We start from the raw sequence: 16,736 nt of genomic DNA on the forward strand, positions 1-16,736 counted from the left end.
ATGAATAAAGTATACAAAATAACACTTACTTGCCTTATTTTAAGCGCTTGTAAAGTTGAAAAAATAGTCCATCAAAACCCGCAAGCCAAACCTGTAGTAGCTTTAGTTGCTGATGCTGAAACAGCACCTGTTACTTCTTTTGACGACGCTGCTGATGATCCGTGTGTGTGGATAAATCCCGCTGATGTAACAAAATCAACCATAATTGGCACAAACAAAAAAGAAGGTTTAGAAGTTTATAATTTAGAAGGAAAACGTTTGTATTCTTATAAAATAGGACGTGTAAATAATGTTGATATTCGTGATGGATTCTTATTAAACGGAAAAGAAGTTTCGGTTGTTACCGCTAGTAATAGAACCTACAATACTATTTCTATATTGATTGTAAAACCTACAGGTGAATTAGAAGATGCTGCTGCACGAAAAATAACTTCTAACTTAAAAGAGGTTTATGGTTTAGGAATGTACAAGAGCCCAAAAACTAACAAATTTTATGTTTTTATGGTTGGTAAAAAAGGCGGTGTTGAGCAATGGGAATTGTTTGAAAACAACACTCAAATTGATGCCAAATTAGTCCGTGAATTTTCATTAGGAAGTCAAGGAGAAGGTATTGTTGCTGATGATGTACATGCCAAAGTATATATTGGAGAAGAGAACAAAGCCCTATGGAAATATGATGCAGAGCCTAATGCTTTAAACAACCGTGTAAAGGTTATCAGTACCAAAGACTTGAATATGAAAGATGATTTTGAAGGTGTTACCTTATACGACGCTGGAAACGGAAAAGGGTATATTATTTTATCCTCACAAGGAAATAACAGTTATGCTGTTTTCGATAGAGTTAATAACCAATACCTAGGAAGTTTTTCATTAAAAGACGGTGCTATTGACGGTACCTACGATACGGACGGAATTGATGTAACCTCTGTTAATTTTGGTACAAAATACCCTAAAGGGTTCTTTATTGCGCAAGATGGTGCTAATACCCAAGGTAAGGACAGCTTGCATCAAAATTTTAAAATCATTGACTGGCAAAAAATTTCTAAAAGCCTACATTTAGATTCGTCAAATTAGTGTGTTTGTTGTGTAATTTGAAAAGCCTTTTGGTTTTACCAAAAGGCTTTTTTAATACTAAAAAAATTAGCTTAAAATATAGTCTTTAAAAAACACCTTGATGTTTTGATGAAAAGACCTTGATGTTTTTGTAAAAACGTCAAGGTCTTTTTTGTAGGTCTTCTTAGTATTTTTTTATATAGGTTATTAAGTGCTAGAAAAGTAGCTGTTATTTTGGTATGACTTTTGTTATTTTCAAAACAATAATAACTTAAAAAATTAAAAATTATGGCTGTGAAATTCACTGTAGTAAAAAGAAGAAATCCAAGAGCCCCTCAAGTACCTGAAAAGTTTTATGCAAACATTGTAGGGAATGGTAAAACCACGTTAAATGACTTAGCTAAATATGCTTCTGAAACCTCTACGGTTAGCAAAGGAGATATTCTTGCTGTGCTAGAAACAGTATTTACTAAAATAGCTAATGATGTAGCTGATGGTAAAATTGTATATGCAGGTGATTATTTTACCTTACAAGCAGGTGGTAGTAGTGAAGGTAGTGAAACTGCCGATAAGGTAACTGCTAGTAACATAAAAAGTGTACGTACTATTTTTAGACCTGGTAAACTCATTAAAAATGCTTTAAAGTTGGCTACTTTTGAAAAAAAGGCGTAAGCCGTAAAAAATCCCTATCATTTATTTATGATAGGGATTTTTTGTGTTTTTAAATTTGTTTAGGAGATGGGTAGTATTTTTTTACATTTTATTCTCCAGTGGTAATTTTCTTTTTCTAAATATACTAAAATTGAAACACCGTCTAAACTACCTTTACTCATCCCTACAGTTACAATTGCTTTATCGAAACTATCATTAAAAGCTATTCTTGAAAAACTTAATAGTAAGTCCATTTTATCAAAACCTTTCCAAGGTAACTTTCTAAATTCCTCTTTGTATTGTATTAATGTATCTTTATCGTAAACAGTAACTTTTGAAATATCTAGTTTTTTACTTACTCTTAAATTATTAAACTCCTTTAGCAATTGATTATCAACCAAATCACATTCACCTCTAAAACTATGCGTTTTTTTTAAGCTAAATAAACTATCAATTATAGCAATAGTTTTCTTTTTAGTTAATTGTTTGTAATGATATTCATAACCTCTTACACTATCTTGACATGTCATTGTTCTAACATTATAGTCTTTAGCATTTGGCAATGGAGGTATATAAAGAACAGGAGGCATAACTAAAAAATCCTTAGCATCCTCAGTCAAAAAAGTAATAATTTGATAGGTATTTTCTTCTTCGTAATTTCTTGTTTTCATCTTTTTACAAGATGAAAAAGTCAGAAAAAAAATTATAATTAAAAAATAGTTTACTTTCATTTAACGTGCAATTACAGTTCTTCTTACTTTAAATTTCAAATATTTATCTTTTTCCACTTTAAGTAAGAAGTATAAATCTTTAAATAAAATATTAGGATTATGCTCTTTCCATGTATTATCTTGAATCCATTTATAATTGACTAAATTTAAGAAATGTGTATCACAATGATTGATTATATCTACTTTACTTCCATAAATTTTGATAAAAATAAATTCTTGAGGTCTTTTGTAAAACTGATAACTATTAAATTTTCCTTCTTTTTTATCTTTCTTTACTTGCTCTTCTCTTTTTTCATACTCAATTCTATCATACAAACTAAACATACTAATGTTAGTATTCTCTCCAGTAGTTCTTAAGATATAATCTTTATGATTCTCATTCAATATATAATATGCATCATCATTTTTTGTTTGAGAATTACAAATAAAGGATGATAAGAAAAATACTATCATTAATTTAGTTACATTCATTATTTCCTGAGTTTTTAAAGTTAATAATAGCTTGCTTTATTCTTTGCTGTTCGTTTGTTGTATAAACAGGGTCTGCATACATATTATTTCATGAACTTGTTCCTTCTAGTCCAGCCCAAGCTAAATCTTTATATAAGTTAGAATTTATCAACTAAGTATTTGAAACATTTTAACAGGGATAACCTCATATTCATTTCCCCTTTTAATAACCAAAAATATACTTGTGTTTTTTAAATTAGAGTTGAAAAACTCTTCTTTTGACAAAAATTTTATTTTATTCAAATTCTCTATTACACGGATGTCTTTATCTTTAATTTTTTCAAAAACAAATAAATCTCCTTTACTATTACATAAAGGATGTCTGCTCTTATCATATTGACTGATATTTTTACATTCCGCAATGTTGTCAGTATATAGTAAATAAACACTTTTTGTCTTGGAATTTTGCCACAGAAATACTGTTAAACTAATTATAATTAGAATATTTGCTATAGTATATTTATATTTTTTAATTACAGTTATTATCATTTTGTCTTGCTTTGTTTTTTACGTTTATTAAATGTTGTTTTTGAGAATCTGTTAAATCAAAAACAGCATACGATGCTAATATTTTATAATCATCAAAGCTTGAAAAAATTGAGCTATCATAATTTTTAAGTACTGTTGCCATCCGATTAATAAACTGATCCCTCATTATGTCGTGACTATAATTTTGAATACCTGTATTGTTAATATATTTTTGATATAAATCAGAAAAGCTAGCATTCGAATTATTATAATGCTTAGCCAAAAAAGCATGAGCTATTTCATGAACTATAATCCCTGCTATTTCAATAGAAGAATATTTAGTGTTTAAGTTTTCATTTATTAAAATATAATAATTACCATCATAAATTTTTATTTCTCCTGCTCTATTTTCTGGTAGCTCTGAAGACATTTTAAAAGTTAAATCTCTACCTCCTATGTTATTATCTCCAAATTCTATAAATAAATCTGTTATCATGTTATGATAATTAGAAATACCTGAAGATAATAATTTCTCATAAACACATTTTGCTTTACCTGTAAGGTTGTTAATAATCTGATCTTCTGCTGTATTACTTGAGGTTCCACCTCCTCCATCACCATAATCCCATCCCATTGATGTATTTGGGTCGCCACTTGAACCATCATCTGGTCCTGTTCCTGAAAAATCTAATATATAATCTACGGGTGCGCTTCCTCCAGAAGTATTTCCCGATACCACAACTTCGTCTAGTTCTTGGGTACAATAAAGACAAAGAGAGTTTGCTGTACATTTTCCATGGTCTGGACATACACCACCTTTGCCGCTTTTGTTTACAGACAATACCTTTTTTGTAAACTTAGTTATAAGGTTTCCTGAGTTTGCTCTATAACCTTTTAAAAAATTACCTTCTAAATCTGTTATTATTATTTCTCCTGTAAAACCATTTGTTTCATTTTTTGTTGAAGATGGGTACATAGAAAAAATAACACTTTGTATATTTCCGTTTACTTTTAATAATACTATTCTGCTATAATATCCCGAGTCTTTTGTTGAAACTGGAATTATAGTTAATCGTTCTGTTGAGTTGATAATGTCTTCTTGATGAATTTTTTCAAGATGCGCTACAAAATAAGTATTCGTACGCTACTTTGCTGAACTGGTAGCCTTAAACAAGTTTAAAGCTTCTTCTAAACCTACTGTTGCTATATTATTTTCTTGCTTTTCTATAGTTTCATCTTGACAATTCCACAGCAACAATGAAAACCCGAACAGAAAAACACCTAGCTTTAAAAGGTTAGCAATTTGTTTGTTTCTTTTTTTCATACTATTTATAGTTTTAAAATTAGTTACAATTTTTTATTTAAAAGTAGTTGCTCATGGTCTTTTACACAATAAGGAGTTTCCCTAATTGTTTTAACTCCTCCTCAGGGATATCCCTGAGTTTTCTTTAACATTTTTATCATAAAAACCTAATATAATGCTACTTGACTCCAAAGTAAAGCATAAAAAATTAGAAACAGGTAAGTCAGTGACCTACTTTTAGTAAGTCACTGACTTACTTTTAGTACGTCAATTGTACGGTTATCAGTATTTTAAAACAAAAAGGAGGCTATTTCGGCGGATAATTATTGATTACTTTACCAATTACTTTTTGAAAATGTACTTTCTTTTGTTCTGGTGTTGCTTTTTCTCTTATTTCACTAGTAGCAATTCCTTGCCATATTAACTGGTTGTCTTTACTTTCAACAAAATCAATGGTTAATTGCTGATTTATTTTTCTACTCTCAATAGGGATACCTCCTGAAATTCCAAAACCAACATTTCTTCCTCCACTTCCTAAACCAACACCTATCGTATTTCTATTAAGAGATTCTCGTTCCTCAGATAAAATATTAATGTACATATCAGGGGTTTCAGTTAATCGCATCCCTTTGGCTTCCAAAGCAGCCGTTATTTCATAAGTGACTCTTTTTACATCTAATTCATTTAAACCTTTACCTGCATCTTCAAAAAAATTAAAGGTTTTATACTGACTAAAATCTGTTTGACTATCGTAGTCATATACTACTTTAGAAGAGGCACAACCAATAATAACTAACAGAAAAAAATATTTGTAATACTTCATATATAAATTCTTTACAGTGTGTTTAATCAAAAACTATACCTTATAAAAATACAAAAAAGCCTCGCGTAAACGAGACTTTTTCTAAGGTTAGTTAGTTGATTTTTATTGAACTGCTTTTAGAGCATCAATATTTCCATATCCAAACTCTGAATGTTTGTTCGGATAAAAATCAGCGGATTCTTTCATTTTTTGTAAAACTTGTTCTCTTGACCAACTTGGATGTTTTGCCCATACTAACGCTGCAATACCAGCAGTTGTTGCTGTTGCTACAGATGAACCTCCTACATAATTTGCTTGTCCATCATAATAACTCAATACAGGAATTTTATTATCCGTTCCGTTAGTTCGTTGCATTTGTACCGTAAAATCAATTTGCGATCCGGTATGGCATACATTACACTTACTATATTGTCCTTCTTTAACTCCTGTTACCGCAACAGTTTCAGACATACTTGCTGGAAAAATTACTCCATACCAAGTAGTAAACGAAGTAGATGTTCCTCCTGCTGCTAAAATCATCTTTCCTTTGCTATGTGCATACTTTACTGCATCCGATACATTACCAATACTAAAAGGAGAACCTAATGACATAGAAATAACTTTTACATCACTTCTATTTGCCAAGGCTGTTAACGCCTCTACAATACCTCTTTTTTCATGATAATCATCAATTACTACATTTTCAACAGCCCTATACGTTACTAAGTTTGCATTGTAAGCAACCCCTACAGGTAAGTTGTCATTATTTCTTGGAGCAGTCGCTACTGCAGCCATTTTGGTTCCATGACCACACTTATCGTTTACTCCATCATAATTATTAGACCAAGCCCACCAAGAATCCACAAATGTTCCATATTTCTGAACTGTTCTTCCTGATGAATATCCATCGTTAAAATATTGATTCATCCATTTTTGTTCTGGTGATAGACCTGAATCAACTACTGCTACAGTAATTCCTGACCCAGTACTGTAATTCCAAGCTTGTGAAATATTGTGTGCATCAAAAGACCATGGTAATTTAGCTCCTGGTGCTACTGTTCTATAATCATTGGTGCTTAAAGTAGCCGTACCATAGCCACATCCTGAAGAACCTGATGAACTTGACTTAGCTTGTGCAGTAGACTCTAAAAAACTATAACCTCCCGGTTCTATATAACGAACTCTACTATCTTTTAATAAGACATTTATTGTTTCCTTGTTAGTAACTTTAATATCTAATACATTAATATTTTCATTTACATACAATTCCGTTTCTCCCTTAGCAGAAGTTGATTCAAAGCTTTTTACTAATGCTATTAACTCATCTTTTATATTAGTACTTTCTTCACTCCTAGCATAATTGTTTTTTGAAGTACCATAACCAATTGTTAAGATATTTTCTCCATGATTTACTGCACTCCATATAGTATGAGCATCTTGTGACATCCATTTGAAATCTCCAGTTTTTTGTAAAGATTCCTTAATTTTTGAATTAATTTCTTTTTTGGTAAGTAAATCTTGATCTTGTTTTATATCTAATGCTTCATCATTATTAGAACATGAGATCATAGTTAAAACAACCGTTAGGCTTAAAAGTGTTTTTTTCATTTTCGAAGGGGTTTAAATTAAAACTTTTCGAATATAGTAAAATTTTAATACAATTTTAACACTTTAAACAATTTAACCTATACAAAGTTAACATTTTATTAAAAACAAAACACCTAACCCCAATAAAAAAGGAGCTCATGGCTCCTTCTTTACTTTAAGTTTTCAATATGTTTACTCCATCTTTACTCTAGTAGGCGTGTCTTTTCCTTCAATAATACTTTGAGTTCCTCTAGCAACTGCTTTAACAGTTTCTGTTAATACAGTCATATTTAAGGTTTCAGCTTCATCTGTTACTTTATGATAATCCGCATCGATATCAATCGGAGTGGTTGAAAATGTATGAGACGGCACCCCTAAACGTGCTAGAGAAGCATTGTCTGATCGTAAGAATAATTGAAATTTAGGGTATGGATCTGGAAATAACTTATATCCTGACCCTTCCAAGTTCTTTTGAATTATTTTACCAAAATCCGATTTATCAAAACCAGTTAACCATGCTGTTTTTGGTCCTGTTTTAGGTTGTTTCCCTATTAACTCTAAATTAATTCCCGCTACAAACTTATTCGCATCAATTCCTTTTCCAAAGTACTCAGAGCCTACCAACCCCATTTCTTCAGCAGTAAAACATACAAACAAAATACTACGCTCATTGTTTCCTTTTTTAGCATAATATTCAGCCAATGATAATACACCAGTAACACCAGAAGCATCATCATTCGCACCATTAAAAATTCGATCTCCTTCCCCGTCTTTCTTTACCCCTAAATGATCGTGATGTGCAGATACAATAACAAACTCATCTTTTTTAGACTTCCCTTCTAACAAGCCTATAATATTACTCATCTTGATTCCTTTATACTCAAAATTTTGGCGATACGTAGTTAATGTATCAAAAGTTTTTAAACCAATTCTTTTGTATTCATTTTCTATATACTGAGTTGCTTTTTCCATTCCCTCAGTACCTGGTTTTCTACCTTCCATTTCATCTGAAGCAAGTGTATATAAGTGTTTTCTTACTAAAACAGAATCAATTAACTCTTCTTTATTTTCTTTTTTCTGAGTTACCTCAACAGTATTCATAGCAACCTCGCTACTAGTATTTTTAGTTTGCTTACACGACAGTAAAATTGATACACTTACAAGTGCTAATGGATATAAAACTTTTTTCATTCTTTATTTATTTAAAAGCCTAAATATAGCCAATTTAATTTCTTAATTTTGTTGAAAATTTTTAAGGATGGCTTTAACTGATATTCCAAACATAAAACATACTGATTCAAACAACTTTTTCTTACTTGCTGGTCCTTGTGCCATCGAAGGAGAAGATATGGCAATGCGTATTGCTGAAAAGGCAATTACCATTACTGATAAATTAGAAATTCCTTATGTATTTAAAGGAAGTTTTAAAAAAGCGAATCGTAGTAGAATAGATAGTTTTACAGGAATTGGTGATGAAAAAGCATTAAAAATTTTACGTAAAGTTTCTGAAACTTTTAATGTTCCTACCGTAACCGACATTCATGAAGTTTCTGATGCTGAAAAAGCTGCTCAATATGTAGATGTATTACAAATTCCTGCTTTCTTAGTTCGTCAAACCGATTTAGTAGTTGCTGCTGCTAAAACTGGTAAAGTTGTGAATTTGAAAAAAGGACAATTTATGAGTCCTGAAGCTATGCAACATGCTGTAAAAAAAGTTCATGATGCAGGAAATAAAAAAGCGTGGATAACTGATAGAGGTACGATGTTTGGGTACCAAGATATGATTGTTGATTTCCGCGGAATTCCTACGATGCGTCAATACGCTCCTACTGTGTTAGATGTTACCCACTCCTTGCAACAACCAAACCAATCAAGTGGTGTTACTGGTGGGCGTCCTGATATGATTGAAACCATTGCTCGTGCTGGTGTAGTAAATAATGTAGATGGTTTATTTATAGAAACACATTTTGATCCTGCAAATGCAAAAAGTGATGGAGCTAACATGTTACACCTTGATTATTTAGAAAGTTTGTTAACCAACTTGGTTAGCATTAGAAAAACTATTAATAATTTATAGGCACAGTTTTTGTTTCATACAATTGTTTTTAGTTTATATATGAAACAACTTCTTTTTTTATTCTTTCTAGCTACTACTATCGTAAGTGCACAAGACTTTTCTTTAATTGAAGAGAAAGTAAATGGGTATTCTAAAATTAATGAAGTAGAACGTCTGGCTCAACAGATAGCAAGCGATTTTAAAACTAACGAACAACAAGTACAAGCTGCTTTTTATTGGCTTAGCCATAATATACGATATGATTTGGATGCATATTATCGTCCAAAAAACAAACGAATTTCTTTTAGATACAGGAATGAGCAAGAGAAATTAGCAAAGCTACAGGCTATAAAAGACGATATTGTTAACCAAACTCTATTAACTCGTAAAGCAGTTTGTGAAGGTTATGCACAAACTTTTGCTAAAATATGCTCTATACTTCAAATTGAAAACGAAGTTATAAAAGGGTACATCAGAAATTCATCAAATGATATAGCTAATCCTAAAATCAATTCCAATCATGCTTGGAACGCTGTTAAACTGAATGGCAAATGGATTTATATTGATGCCACCTGGGCAGCTGGAGTTGTAAATAATAACAGATGGCAACCTTTATTTAATTCTTATTATTATAACATTCCTAAAGAAAAGTATTTTAGAACACATTTTCCTGAAAAAACACTCTGGCAATTAAGAATTGGTAGAATGAATAAAAAAGACTTTTACAATCAGCCTATTTACGATGCTTCTTTTTTAAAATCTGACTTAGAGCTAATTTCACCTTTAAAAGGGATATTAGATAAAAAAGCTACTATTGAACTAGAAATTAAAAACATACACCCTAATCAATCAATTTTCTTAGGCTATAGTGGATATAGATATGCTGTAAAACCAGATAAAATATCTACTAAAAATAATATTACTACAGTTACAACAACTCCACTTGATAATAGCAAACAGCTATTTTTAATCGTAGATAAAGAGGTAATGCTTGAATTTTTAATTGAATAACAATATTTTCTTCTTTTGATTTATTAAAGTAAATTTCTCTGTAATGATTTAAAAGAAAATCGACAAAGGGTGAAAACAAATTAATATTACATGAAAAAATTTTACACCCTCCTATTCTTTTCTATTTTATTAGGAATTTCAATAACCTCTTACGGTCAAGGTCTATATGATGGCTTTACTCCAAAGAAAAATAGTTTATCTATTACTACTTCTTTTACCAAAAGCGAGTATGAAAAATTTTATCTAGGTAAAACTAAACAAAACGCTACTCCTGTTCATGAAAAGATTAATCAGAATATTTATTCTCTTTATGCAAAATATGGTATCACTGATCGACTTTCAGCTATTGTAAGCATTCCTTTTATTGATGCTACAAATACTAGTAATCAACCAGACCCTGTAAACGGGTTAACCTCTATCTCTGAAGTTCAAGACATTTCAATAGCTTTAAAGTTTAATGCGCATAAGTTTCAGTTTAAAAGTGGAGATTTAAATATTATAACAGGTATTACTACCGTTATTCCTACAGGGTATGAGCCAAACGGAATATTATCTATTGGTAACGGAGGCTTCGGATTTGATTTAAAAGCTGGTTTACACTTAAACACAAACGTTGGCTTTTTCTCTACCATTTTTGCAGGTTACAACTTAAGAGGAAATGCTGATAATAATTTAACTCCTGGTGGTGACTTTGGTGTTCCTAATGCCTTTACCACTACTGGTAAAATTGGTTATGCTAGTAGTTTTATTTATGTAGAAGCTTGGGCAGATTATTATAACTCAGAAGAAGGAGTAGATATCGGAAGCCCTTCATTTAAAGGTAATTTCCCTGAAACTGATGTAGATTATAAGAGTGTGGGTATAACTGTTTATAAAAATATTCTTCCTAAACTAGGAATTGGAGCTGGTTACGGTAAAGTAATAGATGGTAGAAATATTGGTGAATCTTCTACTTACTCTGTAAGCCTAACGTATAATGTCCTATAATCAAACACAATTAGATAAAAAAAAGAGCTTTTAAAAAAAGCTCTTTTTTATAGATATTCTTTAACAAGATTAGTGACGTTATAAATTCAATTAGTTAATCTTTCCTCCAAAAACCTTTATGATTGTGTTTTGCTACTTCTCCTATAACTTGTAGTAGTATTTCTTCATTAATTTCTTCTATTGATGAATAACGAAGTGATTTTACAACTGCTCTTCCTTCTGAAACTAAAAAAGTATCAAAGTCCTGTAAAATACCTTTTGCCCAAAATCCAACGTCAACAAATCCTTTTTTATGGGATGCATTTATATAACATAATTGCTTACCATTAATATAATATACTGGAATTTTCCATTTGTATTTTAATTCTAAATTTTGAAAATTCCCTTCTATCAGTACTTGTAAATGCAGTAAAATAGACTTGAATGGTTCTGGCTGTTTAAGTATGTATTCTTCGGCTGGTTTCATTCTTTCAAAAATACATCAAATTTTTATTTGTATGTTTCATAAAATTAAGTTTACTTTGTTTTTCAAAGTTCTTTAAAAATGAGTTCAGAAGATTATTTAAAAGACATATCAGAAATTAAAAACTTAATGAATAAATCATCAAGATTTATATCATTAAGCGGCTTGTCTGGTATTTTAGCAGGAATTTATGCTCTAATCGGTGCAGCTTATGCCTATTGGTTAGTCAATATTAATTCTAGTGGTTATTTGATACTAGATGGAAAAACTTTCCAAATGGTCATCCTTGATTTATTGTTAGTTGGCTTTTTGAGCATTACTACCGCCATTTTTTTAACTACGAGAAAAGCTAAAAAAAACGGTGAAAGAATTTGGGATGCTACCACAAGAAGGTTATTATTGAATTTCCTTATTCCTCTGGTTTCTGGAGCTATCTATATCATTATTATTTTAGGACATCAGAAATATGGACAAACTGGGGCTTTGATGTTACTTTTTTATGGCTTAGCATTGATTAATGCTTCAAAATATACTGTAGGTGATATTAAGTATTTAGGGTATACTGAAGTTGTTTTAGGACTTATTGCTGCTATGCTTCCCGGTTATGGTTTTTGGTTTTGGGTTCTAGGGTTTGGAGTTATGCATATTGTTTACGGTACTGTCATGTATTTTAAACACGATAGAAAATAAGCACTATTTTCGTACTTTAAAATTTATCTTTTTTGAAAAACATTATTCTAAATATAAATAAAGCTTTTGATCATAGAATCAGACTCGGAATTATGTCTGTTCTTATGGTTAATGAATATGCTGAATTTACTACATTAAAAGAATTATTGGGTGCTACAGATGGTAATTTGGCAAGCCATACCAAAGCATTAGAAAAAGTTGAATTTATTAGGATAGAAAAACAATTTATTGGTAAAAAACCCAATACAAGATACTATGCTACAGAGCTTGGTAAGCAAGAATTTAAAAAACATATTGACGCTTTAGAAAAGCTAATTAAAAATAAATAAAAACTATTTTTTTATCATTAAACTTTGAAATTCAAAGTTCTTTTAAAAAAACAAACTATGGAAATATCAAACAAACAAAACGGAAGATTCGGAAAGTGGGTAAAAACATCAATTACAGCTAGGATGCTAATGATTGGGTTTTTAATTCTCATCCTTTTAATTCCTTTATCTTTTATTAAAAGTTTAATTGTTGAGCGAATGAATCGACAGCAAGAAGTTGTACAAGAAATCAATCAAAAATGGGGTAAAGAGGTCTTGCTATATGGACCTATTTTAAAAATTCCCTACAAAACTTATAAAGAGAAATTTGTTCTAAATCAAAAGACAAAAGAAACTCAAACCGAGATCGAAGAAAAAATCAAGTATGCCTACTTTTTTCCGAAGAAACTAAATGTGAAATCTTCTATAAACCCTGAAGAGAAAAAGCGTGGTATTTATAAAACAGCTGTATATAATAGTAAAATAGATATTGATGGCAGTTTTACAACACATGATTTTAGTGAAAAAGATATTAATGAAAAAGACATACTTTGGAACAAAGCTCGCTTAATTATTAAAACTTCTAATTTAAAGGGAGTAAACAATTTAGTTGAAATAAAGCTGAATAAAAACAACTACGCTTTTACTTCTAAATATGAGGATAATAATAGTAATGAAAAAGCATACTACAACTATTTAAACCTTCATAAATTAGAAAGTAAATTTTTAAATGAAGAAGACCTTCCTAAAAAATCAGACACGAACTTTAATCTATCACTAAGCATCAATGGTAGCAAACAAATTCGTTTTATTCCTATCGGAAAAGAAACAACTGTTCATATAAATTCTGACTGGAAAACCGCTAATTTTATTGGAGAATACCTTCCTTTTAACTCCGACAAAATCTCTGAAAATGGCTTTAATGCTAAATGGAAAATACTGGATATAAATAGACCTTTCTCTCAACAATCTTTTAACGGAATTCCTAACTTAAAAGAATATGCTTTTGGTGTAAACTTTATGATTCCTGTAGACGAATACCAAAAAAGTGAACGATCTGCTAAATATGGCTTTATGGTTATTGGACTTACATTCTTAATTTTCTTTCTAATTCAAACAATGAGTAAAATATCCATTCATCCCTTTCAATATTTAATGATTGGCGTTGCCTTAACTATGTTTTATACGTTGCTCATTTCTATTTCTGAACATAGTAGCTTTTTAAAAGCTTACTTAATAGCTTCGATAGCTGTTGTATTGCTAATTTCTTTGTATTCTAAATCCATTTTAAAAAGTAATAAATTTCCTTTATTTGTTGGAGCTTCTCTTACCACATTATATGCCTTTATTTTTGTAATTATTCAACTAGAAAATTATGCTCTTTTGGTAGGTAGTGTAGGATTGTTTATAATTCTTGCTTCAGTGATGTATGCTTCAAGAAAAATAGATTGGCAAAACGGTTAATTAACAACAATAAATAAGCAAACTATTATATTATGTAATAGTTTGCTTAATATATGATTATGAAATTCAATATAAAATACTTCCTTGCCTTTATATTTCTTCTTTTGTTAGAAATTATAATAGCTCAAACTTCAGGATTTATAAGACATACTTTTGGTGACTTTTTAGTCGTTATCTTACTTTTTTATTTGGTGAAAGCGTTCTTTAACCTCTCTAATAAAACCGTGGCCGTTTCTGTGTTAATTTTTGCTTATATCGTAGAATTTTTACAGTTAACTCCTCTTCTAGAATTTCTTGGTTTAGAAAACAACCGATTAGCAGTAATCGTATTTGGTGCTACTTTTAGTATTGGTGATTTAGTAGCTTATACCTTAGGAATTGTCACTGTTTTACTTTTAGAAAAATTTTTAACTTGCAAATTATCTTCTAATCTTTCGTAAAATGTCTTCTAGTCCGTTTAACTTCAATTCGTAAACTAGCTCTAGCATTGTACCTAGTTTCCCTTGTGGAAATCCTTTATTCTTATACCAAACAATATAATACTCAGGAATGTCAATTAAATACGTTCCTTTGTATTTACCAAAAGGCATTCTCATGTTTGCTGTATCAATTAAGAACTGTTTGTCTGGTATCATATTAAATAAAAATCCCGCTTCAGCGGGATTTATTAAGTGTTATTCTTTTCCGTCTACGTAATCCTGCAAATATGCATAACGTTCGGTTAATTTACCAGTATTTGTTGTCATTTTTGATCGAGCTAAAATTCCGTCTTTATCATCATTATAAAATGCTGGAATTACATGCTCCAAAAACATTTCTCCAAAACCTTCACTTGCATCTTTTGGTAACTCACAAGGTAAATTATCAACCGCCATTACTGTAATGGCTTTTTCATCTTTAAAATCAATTTCTGATTCCGTTTCTGGGTTATAGCCGTAAATAGGGTCTGCAATTGTTGACGCACGAAGTGTTGTTGCTACTGGTCCATCAATATCACATGAAATATCTGCTACATACTTTATTCTAAACTCAGGATGTTTTACATCTTCACGTGTAAATAAATACGGAGCTCCGTCTCCATAAAAATGCCCTGCTATAAAGAAATCAGTTTGTTTCGCATACGCCATAAAATTACTTTCGTATCCTGTTGGATCTTTATAAAACTCAAACTTATCTCCTACTTTACCATCTTTTCGTTTGGCATACTCCATAACATCGGCTATACAATATACTGGTTCAGTAAACTCACTTGTTAAATATAAAGCATCACTTACTTGCTTAATTTGCAAATGATCTAAAATTTCTTGTGCTCCTTTAGCTACTTTTCCTGTTCCTGTTAGTAAAATTTTGATGTTTGGTAAAGTTATTTTATCTAATTCAACTTTTACAGCATCTAAATCGGGTAACGTTTCTACTTTGGGTAAGTTGAACAATCCTTCACGTATGCCTAAGGCTCTAAAACCATTATAAGCACCTACCAAACCTGCATAATGACCAAAACCAATTAAACGAGCTCCATTTTCTTCAATAATGGTTTCATGATCAAACATTTCTATATTTCTATCAAGCATTGCTTTTAACAACTTACGATTATATGGTTGCTTTTTAATCGTATGACTAAAGAAAAAATATTTTTTATTTGGAATTAAATTGTCTTCAGGAACTTCTTTTACTCCTAATAACACATCACAATCAGAAACATCATTTGTTACTTCAAAACCTGCTTTTGTGTAAGCCTCATCAGAAAAAACTCGGATATCGGAACTTTCCACGACTATTTCTGCTTGAGGAAACTGTTCTTTAAACTCTTGCAATTTTTCTGGAGAAAACACAACTCTTCTATCTGGTGGATTTTTACGTTCTTTAATAATTCCGAATTTCATAATTGACCTTAGTATTAAAATTAAACAATTTTACATATAATGTTATAGTTTATAACAATTGCAGCGAAAATACTTGTTTTAAAATGATTGTACAAGTAGTATTTTTTTATATTTGCATCCTCTTGTTTCAACAGTATTGTTTTATATTGCTGTTAAACGAAATTGCATAGAATCACAAAGATTATCTGGTATATTTTTTGCACGGGTACATATAGCATCTTTGACATATTGGGGACGACTGGTTTTGACAGCAAGATTAGTAAAAATGTAAGCATACCGAGGAGTGAAATGACAACTCGTTAAACTTATTTCAAACATTTAAACGGCGAAGATAACTACGCTTTAGCTGCTTAATCTGAATTAATAGTAAGATAGAGCCTCGGCGCACAAGGTGCGCAAGCTAAATGTCCACGAAAAGCCTTGGTTTACGGCGTTTCACTTTTGGGCATCGTAAAAGTAAACATAGAAAACTTAGGGCTTCGATAGGTTTTCGAAACTAAAGAAGATAAGTTAAGATTGGGCGGTTTTTGGTCAGGTCTTAATCGAAAATTAAACAAAAACTAAGTATGTAGAAAGCCTTTGAGCTACTTGTTTGGACCCGAGTTCGATTCTCGGCGTCTCCACAACAATCCCTTACAAGTCTGGTTTTGTAAGGGATTTTTTTATTATAAAGCTCATTTCTACGCTATCTATTATGCTAAAATTAACATGCGTATCCTTATATTTTTTTAACGTTTACTTCCTTATACAAAATAAATTATTGAGTATT

The 16,736-nt window shown here is 30.7% G+C and carries 19 protein-coding genes and 1 other RNA gene; 10 read left to right on the forward strand and 10 right to left on the reverse strand.

Annotated features, from left to right (window positions below):
• Both ACXIHB_RS06085 and ACXIHB_RS06090 read left to right on the forward strand, forming a co-directional pair.
• A complete protein-coding gene (locus tag ACXIHB_RS06085) occupies positions 1 to 1,074 on the forward strand; it encodes a phytase (RefSeq protein ID WP_462099179.1) in 1,074 nt (357 codons plus the stop codon).
• 267 nt (positions 1,075 to 1,341) lie between these two features.
• A complete protein-coding gene (locus tag ACXIHB_RS06090) occupies positions 1,342 to 1,725 on the forward strand; it encodes an HU family DNA-binding protein (RefSeq protein ID WP_462099180.1) in 384 nt (127 codons plus the stop codon).
• 59 nt (positions 1,726 to 1,784) lie between these two features.
• On the opposite strand, the gene ACXIHB_RS06095 is transcribed toward ACXIHB_RS06090, so the two are convergent.
• The 7 genes from ACXIHB_RS06095 to ACXIHB_RS06125 form a co-directional block, all read right to left on the reverse strand.
• Complete coding sequence (locus tag ACXIHB_RS06095; protein ID WP_462099181.1) at positions 1,785 to 2,375, reverse strand: hypothetical protein; 591 nt, start codon at positions 2,373 to 2,375, stop codon at positions 1,785 to 1,787.
• Between the two features lie 60 nt (positions 2,376 to 2,435).
• The gene (locus ACXIHB_RS06100) at positions 2,436 to 2,906 is read right to left on the reverse strand and encodes a hypothetical protein (protein ID WP_047789865.1); all 471 of its coding nucleotides are present in this window, start codon (positions 2,904 to 2,906) and stop codon (positions 2,436 to 2,438) included.
• A 508-nt stretch (positions 2,907 to 3,414) separates the two neighbouring features.
• On the reverse strand, positions 3,415 to 4,389 hold the full coding sequence (locus ACXIHB_RS06105) for a hypothetical protein (RefSeq protein WP_462099182.1): 975 nt from the start codon (positions 4,387 to 4,389) through the stop codon (positions 3,415 to 3,417).
• Between the two features lie 168 nt (positions 4,390 to 4,557).
• Positions 4,558 to 4,737: a hypothetical protein gene (locus tag ACXIHB_RS06110; RefSeq protein ID WP_462099183.1), complete on the reverse strand. Its 180-nt coding sequence runs from the start codon at positions 4,735 to 4,737 to the stop codon at positions 4,558 to 4,560.
• Positions 4,738 to 5,023: 286 nt separating this feature from the next.
• The gene (locus ACXIHB_RS06115; protein WP_462099184.1) at positions 5,024 to 5,539 is read right to left on the reverse strand and encodes a DUF4136 domain-containing protein; all 516 of its coding nucleotides are present in this window, start codon (positions 5,537 to 5,539) and stop codon (positions 5,024 to 5,026) included.
• A 102-nt stretch (positions 5,540 to 5,641) separates the two neighbouring features.
• The gene (locus ACXIHB_RS06120) at positions 5,642 to 7,126 is read right to left on the reverse strand and encodes a S8 family peptidase (RefSeq protein ID WP_462099185.1); all 1,485 of its coding nucleotides are present in this window, start codon (positions 7,124 to 7,126) and stop codon (positions 5,642 to 5,644) included.
• A 171-nt stretch (positions 7,127 to 7,297) separates the two neighbouring features.
• On the reverse strand, positions 7,298 to 8,296 hold the full coding sequence (locus ACXIHB_RS06125; RefSeq protein WP_047789871.1) for a M28 family peptidase: 999 nt from the start codon (positions 8,294 to 8,296) through the stop codon (positions 7,298 to 7,300).
• A 67-nt stretch (positions 8,297 to 8,363) separates the two neighbouring features.
• Here ACXIHB_RS06125 and kdsA point away from each other — a divergent pair, with 67 nt between their 5' ends.
• From kdsA to ACXIHB_RS06140, 3 genes are all read left to right on the forward strand, one after another.
• The gene (gene kdsA, locus ACXIHB_RS06130; RefSeq protein WP_073181470.1) at positions 8,364 to 9,182 is read left to right on the forward strand and encodes a 3-deoxy-8-phosphooctulonate synthase; all 819 of its coding nucleotides are present in this window, start codon (positions 8,364 to 8,366) and stop codon (positions 9,180 to 9,182) included.
• Positions 9,183 to 9,221: 39 nt separating this feature from the next.
• Positions 9,222 to 10,172: a transglutaminase domain-containing protein gene (locus ACXIHB_RS06135; protein ID WP_462099186.1), complete on the forward strand. Its 951-nt coding sequence runs from the start codon at positions 9,222 to 9,224 to the stop codon at positions 10,170 to 10,172.
• A 90-nt stretch (positions 10,173 to 10,262) separates the two neighbouring features.
• A complete protein-coding gene (locus ACXIHB_RS06140) occupies positions 10,263 to 11,159 on the forward strand; it encodes a transporter family protein (RefSeq protein WP_073181474.1) in 897 nt (298 codons plus the stop codon).
• A 94-nt stretch (positions 11,160 to 11,253) separates the two neighbouring features.
• On the opposite strand, the gene ACXIHB_RS06145 is transcribed toward ACXIHB_RS06140, so the two are convergent.
• Positions 11,254 to 11,625, reverse strand: coding sequence for a DUF1801 domain-containing protein (locus ACXIHB_RS06145; RefSeq protein WP_047789875.1), 372 nt, complete (start codon positions 11,623 to 11,625; stop codon positions 11,254 to 11,256).
• 78 nt (positions 11,626 to 11,703) lie between these two features.
• Between ACXIHB_RS06145 and ACXIHB_RS06150 the strand changes: the two genes are divergently transcribed.
• Genes ACXIHB_RS06150 through ACXIHB_RS06165 form a run of 4 tightly spaced genes read left to right on the forward strand, consistent with a single transcriptional unit; the run spans position 11,704 to position 14,524 of the window.
• The gene (locus ACXIHB_RS06150) at positions 11,704 to 12,312 is read left to right on the forward strand and encodes a hypothetical protein (RefSeq protein WP_047789876.1); all 609 of its coding nucleotides are present in this window, start codon (positions 11,704 to 11,706) and stop codon (positions 12,310 to 12,312) included.
• 32 nt (positions 12,313 to 12,344) lie between these two features.
• Entirely contained in the window at positions 12,345 to 12,641 is a 297-nt protein-coding gene (locus ACXIHB_RS06155) for a winged helix-turn-helix domain-containing protein (RefSeq protein WP_462099187.1), read from the forward strand.
• A 57-nt stretch (positions 12,642 to 12,698) separates the two neighbouring features.
• Positions 12,699 to 14,084: a cell envelope integrity protein CreD gene (gene creD, locus ACXIHB_RS06160; protein WP_462099188.1), complete on the forward strand. Its 1,386-nt coding sequence runs from the start codon at positions 12,699 to 12,701 to the stop codon at positions 14,082 to 14,084.
• Positions 14,085 to 14,143: 59 nt separating this feature from the next.
• On the forward strand, positions 14,144 to 14,524 hold the full coding sequence (locus ACXIHB_RS06165; protein WP_462099189.1) for a ribosomal maturation YjgA family protein: 381 nt from the start codon (positions 14,144 to 14,146) through the stop codon (positions 14,522 to 14,524).
• Here the strand turns inward: ACXIHB_RS06165 and ACXIHB_RS06170 are convergent.
• Together ACXIHB_RS06170 and ACXIHB_RS06175 are read right to left on the reverse strand one after the other, a co-directional pair.
• On the reverse strand, positions 14,504 to 14,719 hold the full coding sequence (locus tag ACXIHB_RS06170) for a DUF3820 family protein (protein WP_047789880.1): 216 nt from the start codon (positions 14,717 to 14,719) through the stop codon (positions 14,504 to 14,506). The two genes, ACXIHB_RS06165 and ACXIHB_RS06170, sit on opposite strands and share 21 nt — an antisense overlap.
• Positions 14,720 to 14,758: 39 nt before the next feature.
• Complete coding sequence (locus ACXIHB_RS06175; RefSeq protein ID WP_462099190.1) at positions 14,759 to 15,967, reverse strand: NAD(P)-dependent oxidoreductase; 1,209 nt, start codon at positions 15,965 to 15,967, stop codon at positions 14,759 to 14,761.
• A 230-nt stretch (positions 15,968 to 16,197) separates the two neighbouring features.
• Here ACXIHB_RS06175 and ssrA point away from each other — a divergent pair.
• Positions 16,198 to 16,593: a transfer-messenger RNA gene (ssrA, locus tag ACXIHB_RS06180) on the forward strand.
• Positions 16,594 to 16,736 lie beyond the last annotated feature (143 nt).

This window comes from Tenacibaculum sp. IMCC1 (assembly GCF_054906355.1).

Bases quoted from the DNA above. Each gene is read 5' to 3' on its own strand.
- ACXIHB_RS06100 (WP_047789865.1), bottom strand. From the start codon at position 2,906: ATGAATGTAACTAAATTAATGATAGTATTTTTCTTATCATCCTTTATT.
- ACXIHB_RS06140 (WP_073181474.1), top strand. From the start codon at position 10,263: ATGAAAAAATTTTACACCCTCCTATTCTTTTCTATTTTATTAGGAATT.
- ACXIHB_RS06165 (WP_462099189.1), top strand. From the start codon at position 14,144: ATGAAATTCAATATAAAATACTTCCTTGCCTTTATATTTCTTCTTTTG.
- ACXIHB_RS06170 (WP_047789880.1), bottom strand. From the start codon at position 14,719: ATGATACCAGACAAACAGTTCTTAATTGATACAGCAAACATGAGAATG.
- ACXIHB_RS06125 (WP_047789871.1), bottom strand. From the start codon at position 8,296: ATGAAAAAAGTTTTATATCCATTAGCACTTGTAAGTGTATCAATTTTA.
- ACXIHB_RS06150 (WP_047789876.1), top strand. From the start codon at position 11,704: ATGAGTTCAGAAGATTATTTAAAAGACATATCAGAAATTAAAAACTTA.
- ACXIHB_RS06145 (WP_047789875.1), bottom strand. From the start codon at position 11,625: ATGAAACCAGCCGAAGAATACATACTTAAACAGCCAGAACCATTCAAG.
- ACXIHB_RS06090 (WP_462099180.1), top strand. From the start codon at position 1,342: ATGGCTGTGAAATTCACTGTAGTAAAAAGAAGAAATCCAAGAGCCCCT.
- ACXIHB_RS06120 (WP_462099185.1), bottom strand. From the start codon at position 7,126: ATGAAAAAAACACTTTTAAGCCTAACGGTTGTTTTAACTATGATCTCA.
- kdsA (WP_073181470.1), top strand. From the start codon at position 8,364: ATGGCTTTAACTGATATTCCAAACATAAAACATACTGATTCAAACAAC.
- ACXIHB_RS06135 (WP_462099186.1), top strand. From the start codon at position 9,222: ATGAAACAACTTCTTTTTTTATTCTTTCTAGCTACTACTATCGTAAGT.
- ACXIHB_RS06105 (WP_462099182.1), bottom strand. From the start codon at position 4,389: ATGTACCCATCTTCAACAAAAAATGAAACAAATGGTTTTACAGGAGAA.
- ACXIHB_RS06115 (WP_462099184.1), bottom strand. From the start codon at position 5,539: ATGAAGTATTACAAATATTTTTTTCTGTTAGTTATTATTGGTTGTGCC.
- ACXIHB_RS06095 (WP_462099181.1), bottom strand. From the start codon at position 2,375: ATGAAAACAAGAAATTACGAAGAAGAAAATACCTATCAAATTATTACT.
- creD (WP_462099188.1), top strand. From the start codon at position 12,699: ATGGAAATATCAAACAAACAAAACGGAAGATTCGGAAAGTGGGTAAAA.
- ACXIHB_RS06175 (WP_462099190.1), bottom strand. From the start codon at position 15,967: ATGAAATTCGGAATTATTAAAGAACGTAAAAATCCACCAGATAGAAGA.
- ACXIHB_RS06085 (WP_462099179.1), top strand. From the start codon at position 1: ATGAATAAAGTATACAAAATAACACTTACTTGCCTTATTTTAAGCGCT.
- ACXIHB_RS06110 (WP_462099183.1), bottom strand. From the start codon at position 4,737: ATGAAAAAAAGAAACAAACAAATTGCTAACCTTTTAAAGCTAGGTGTT.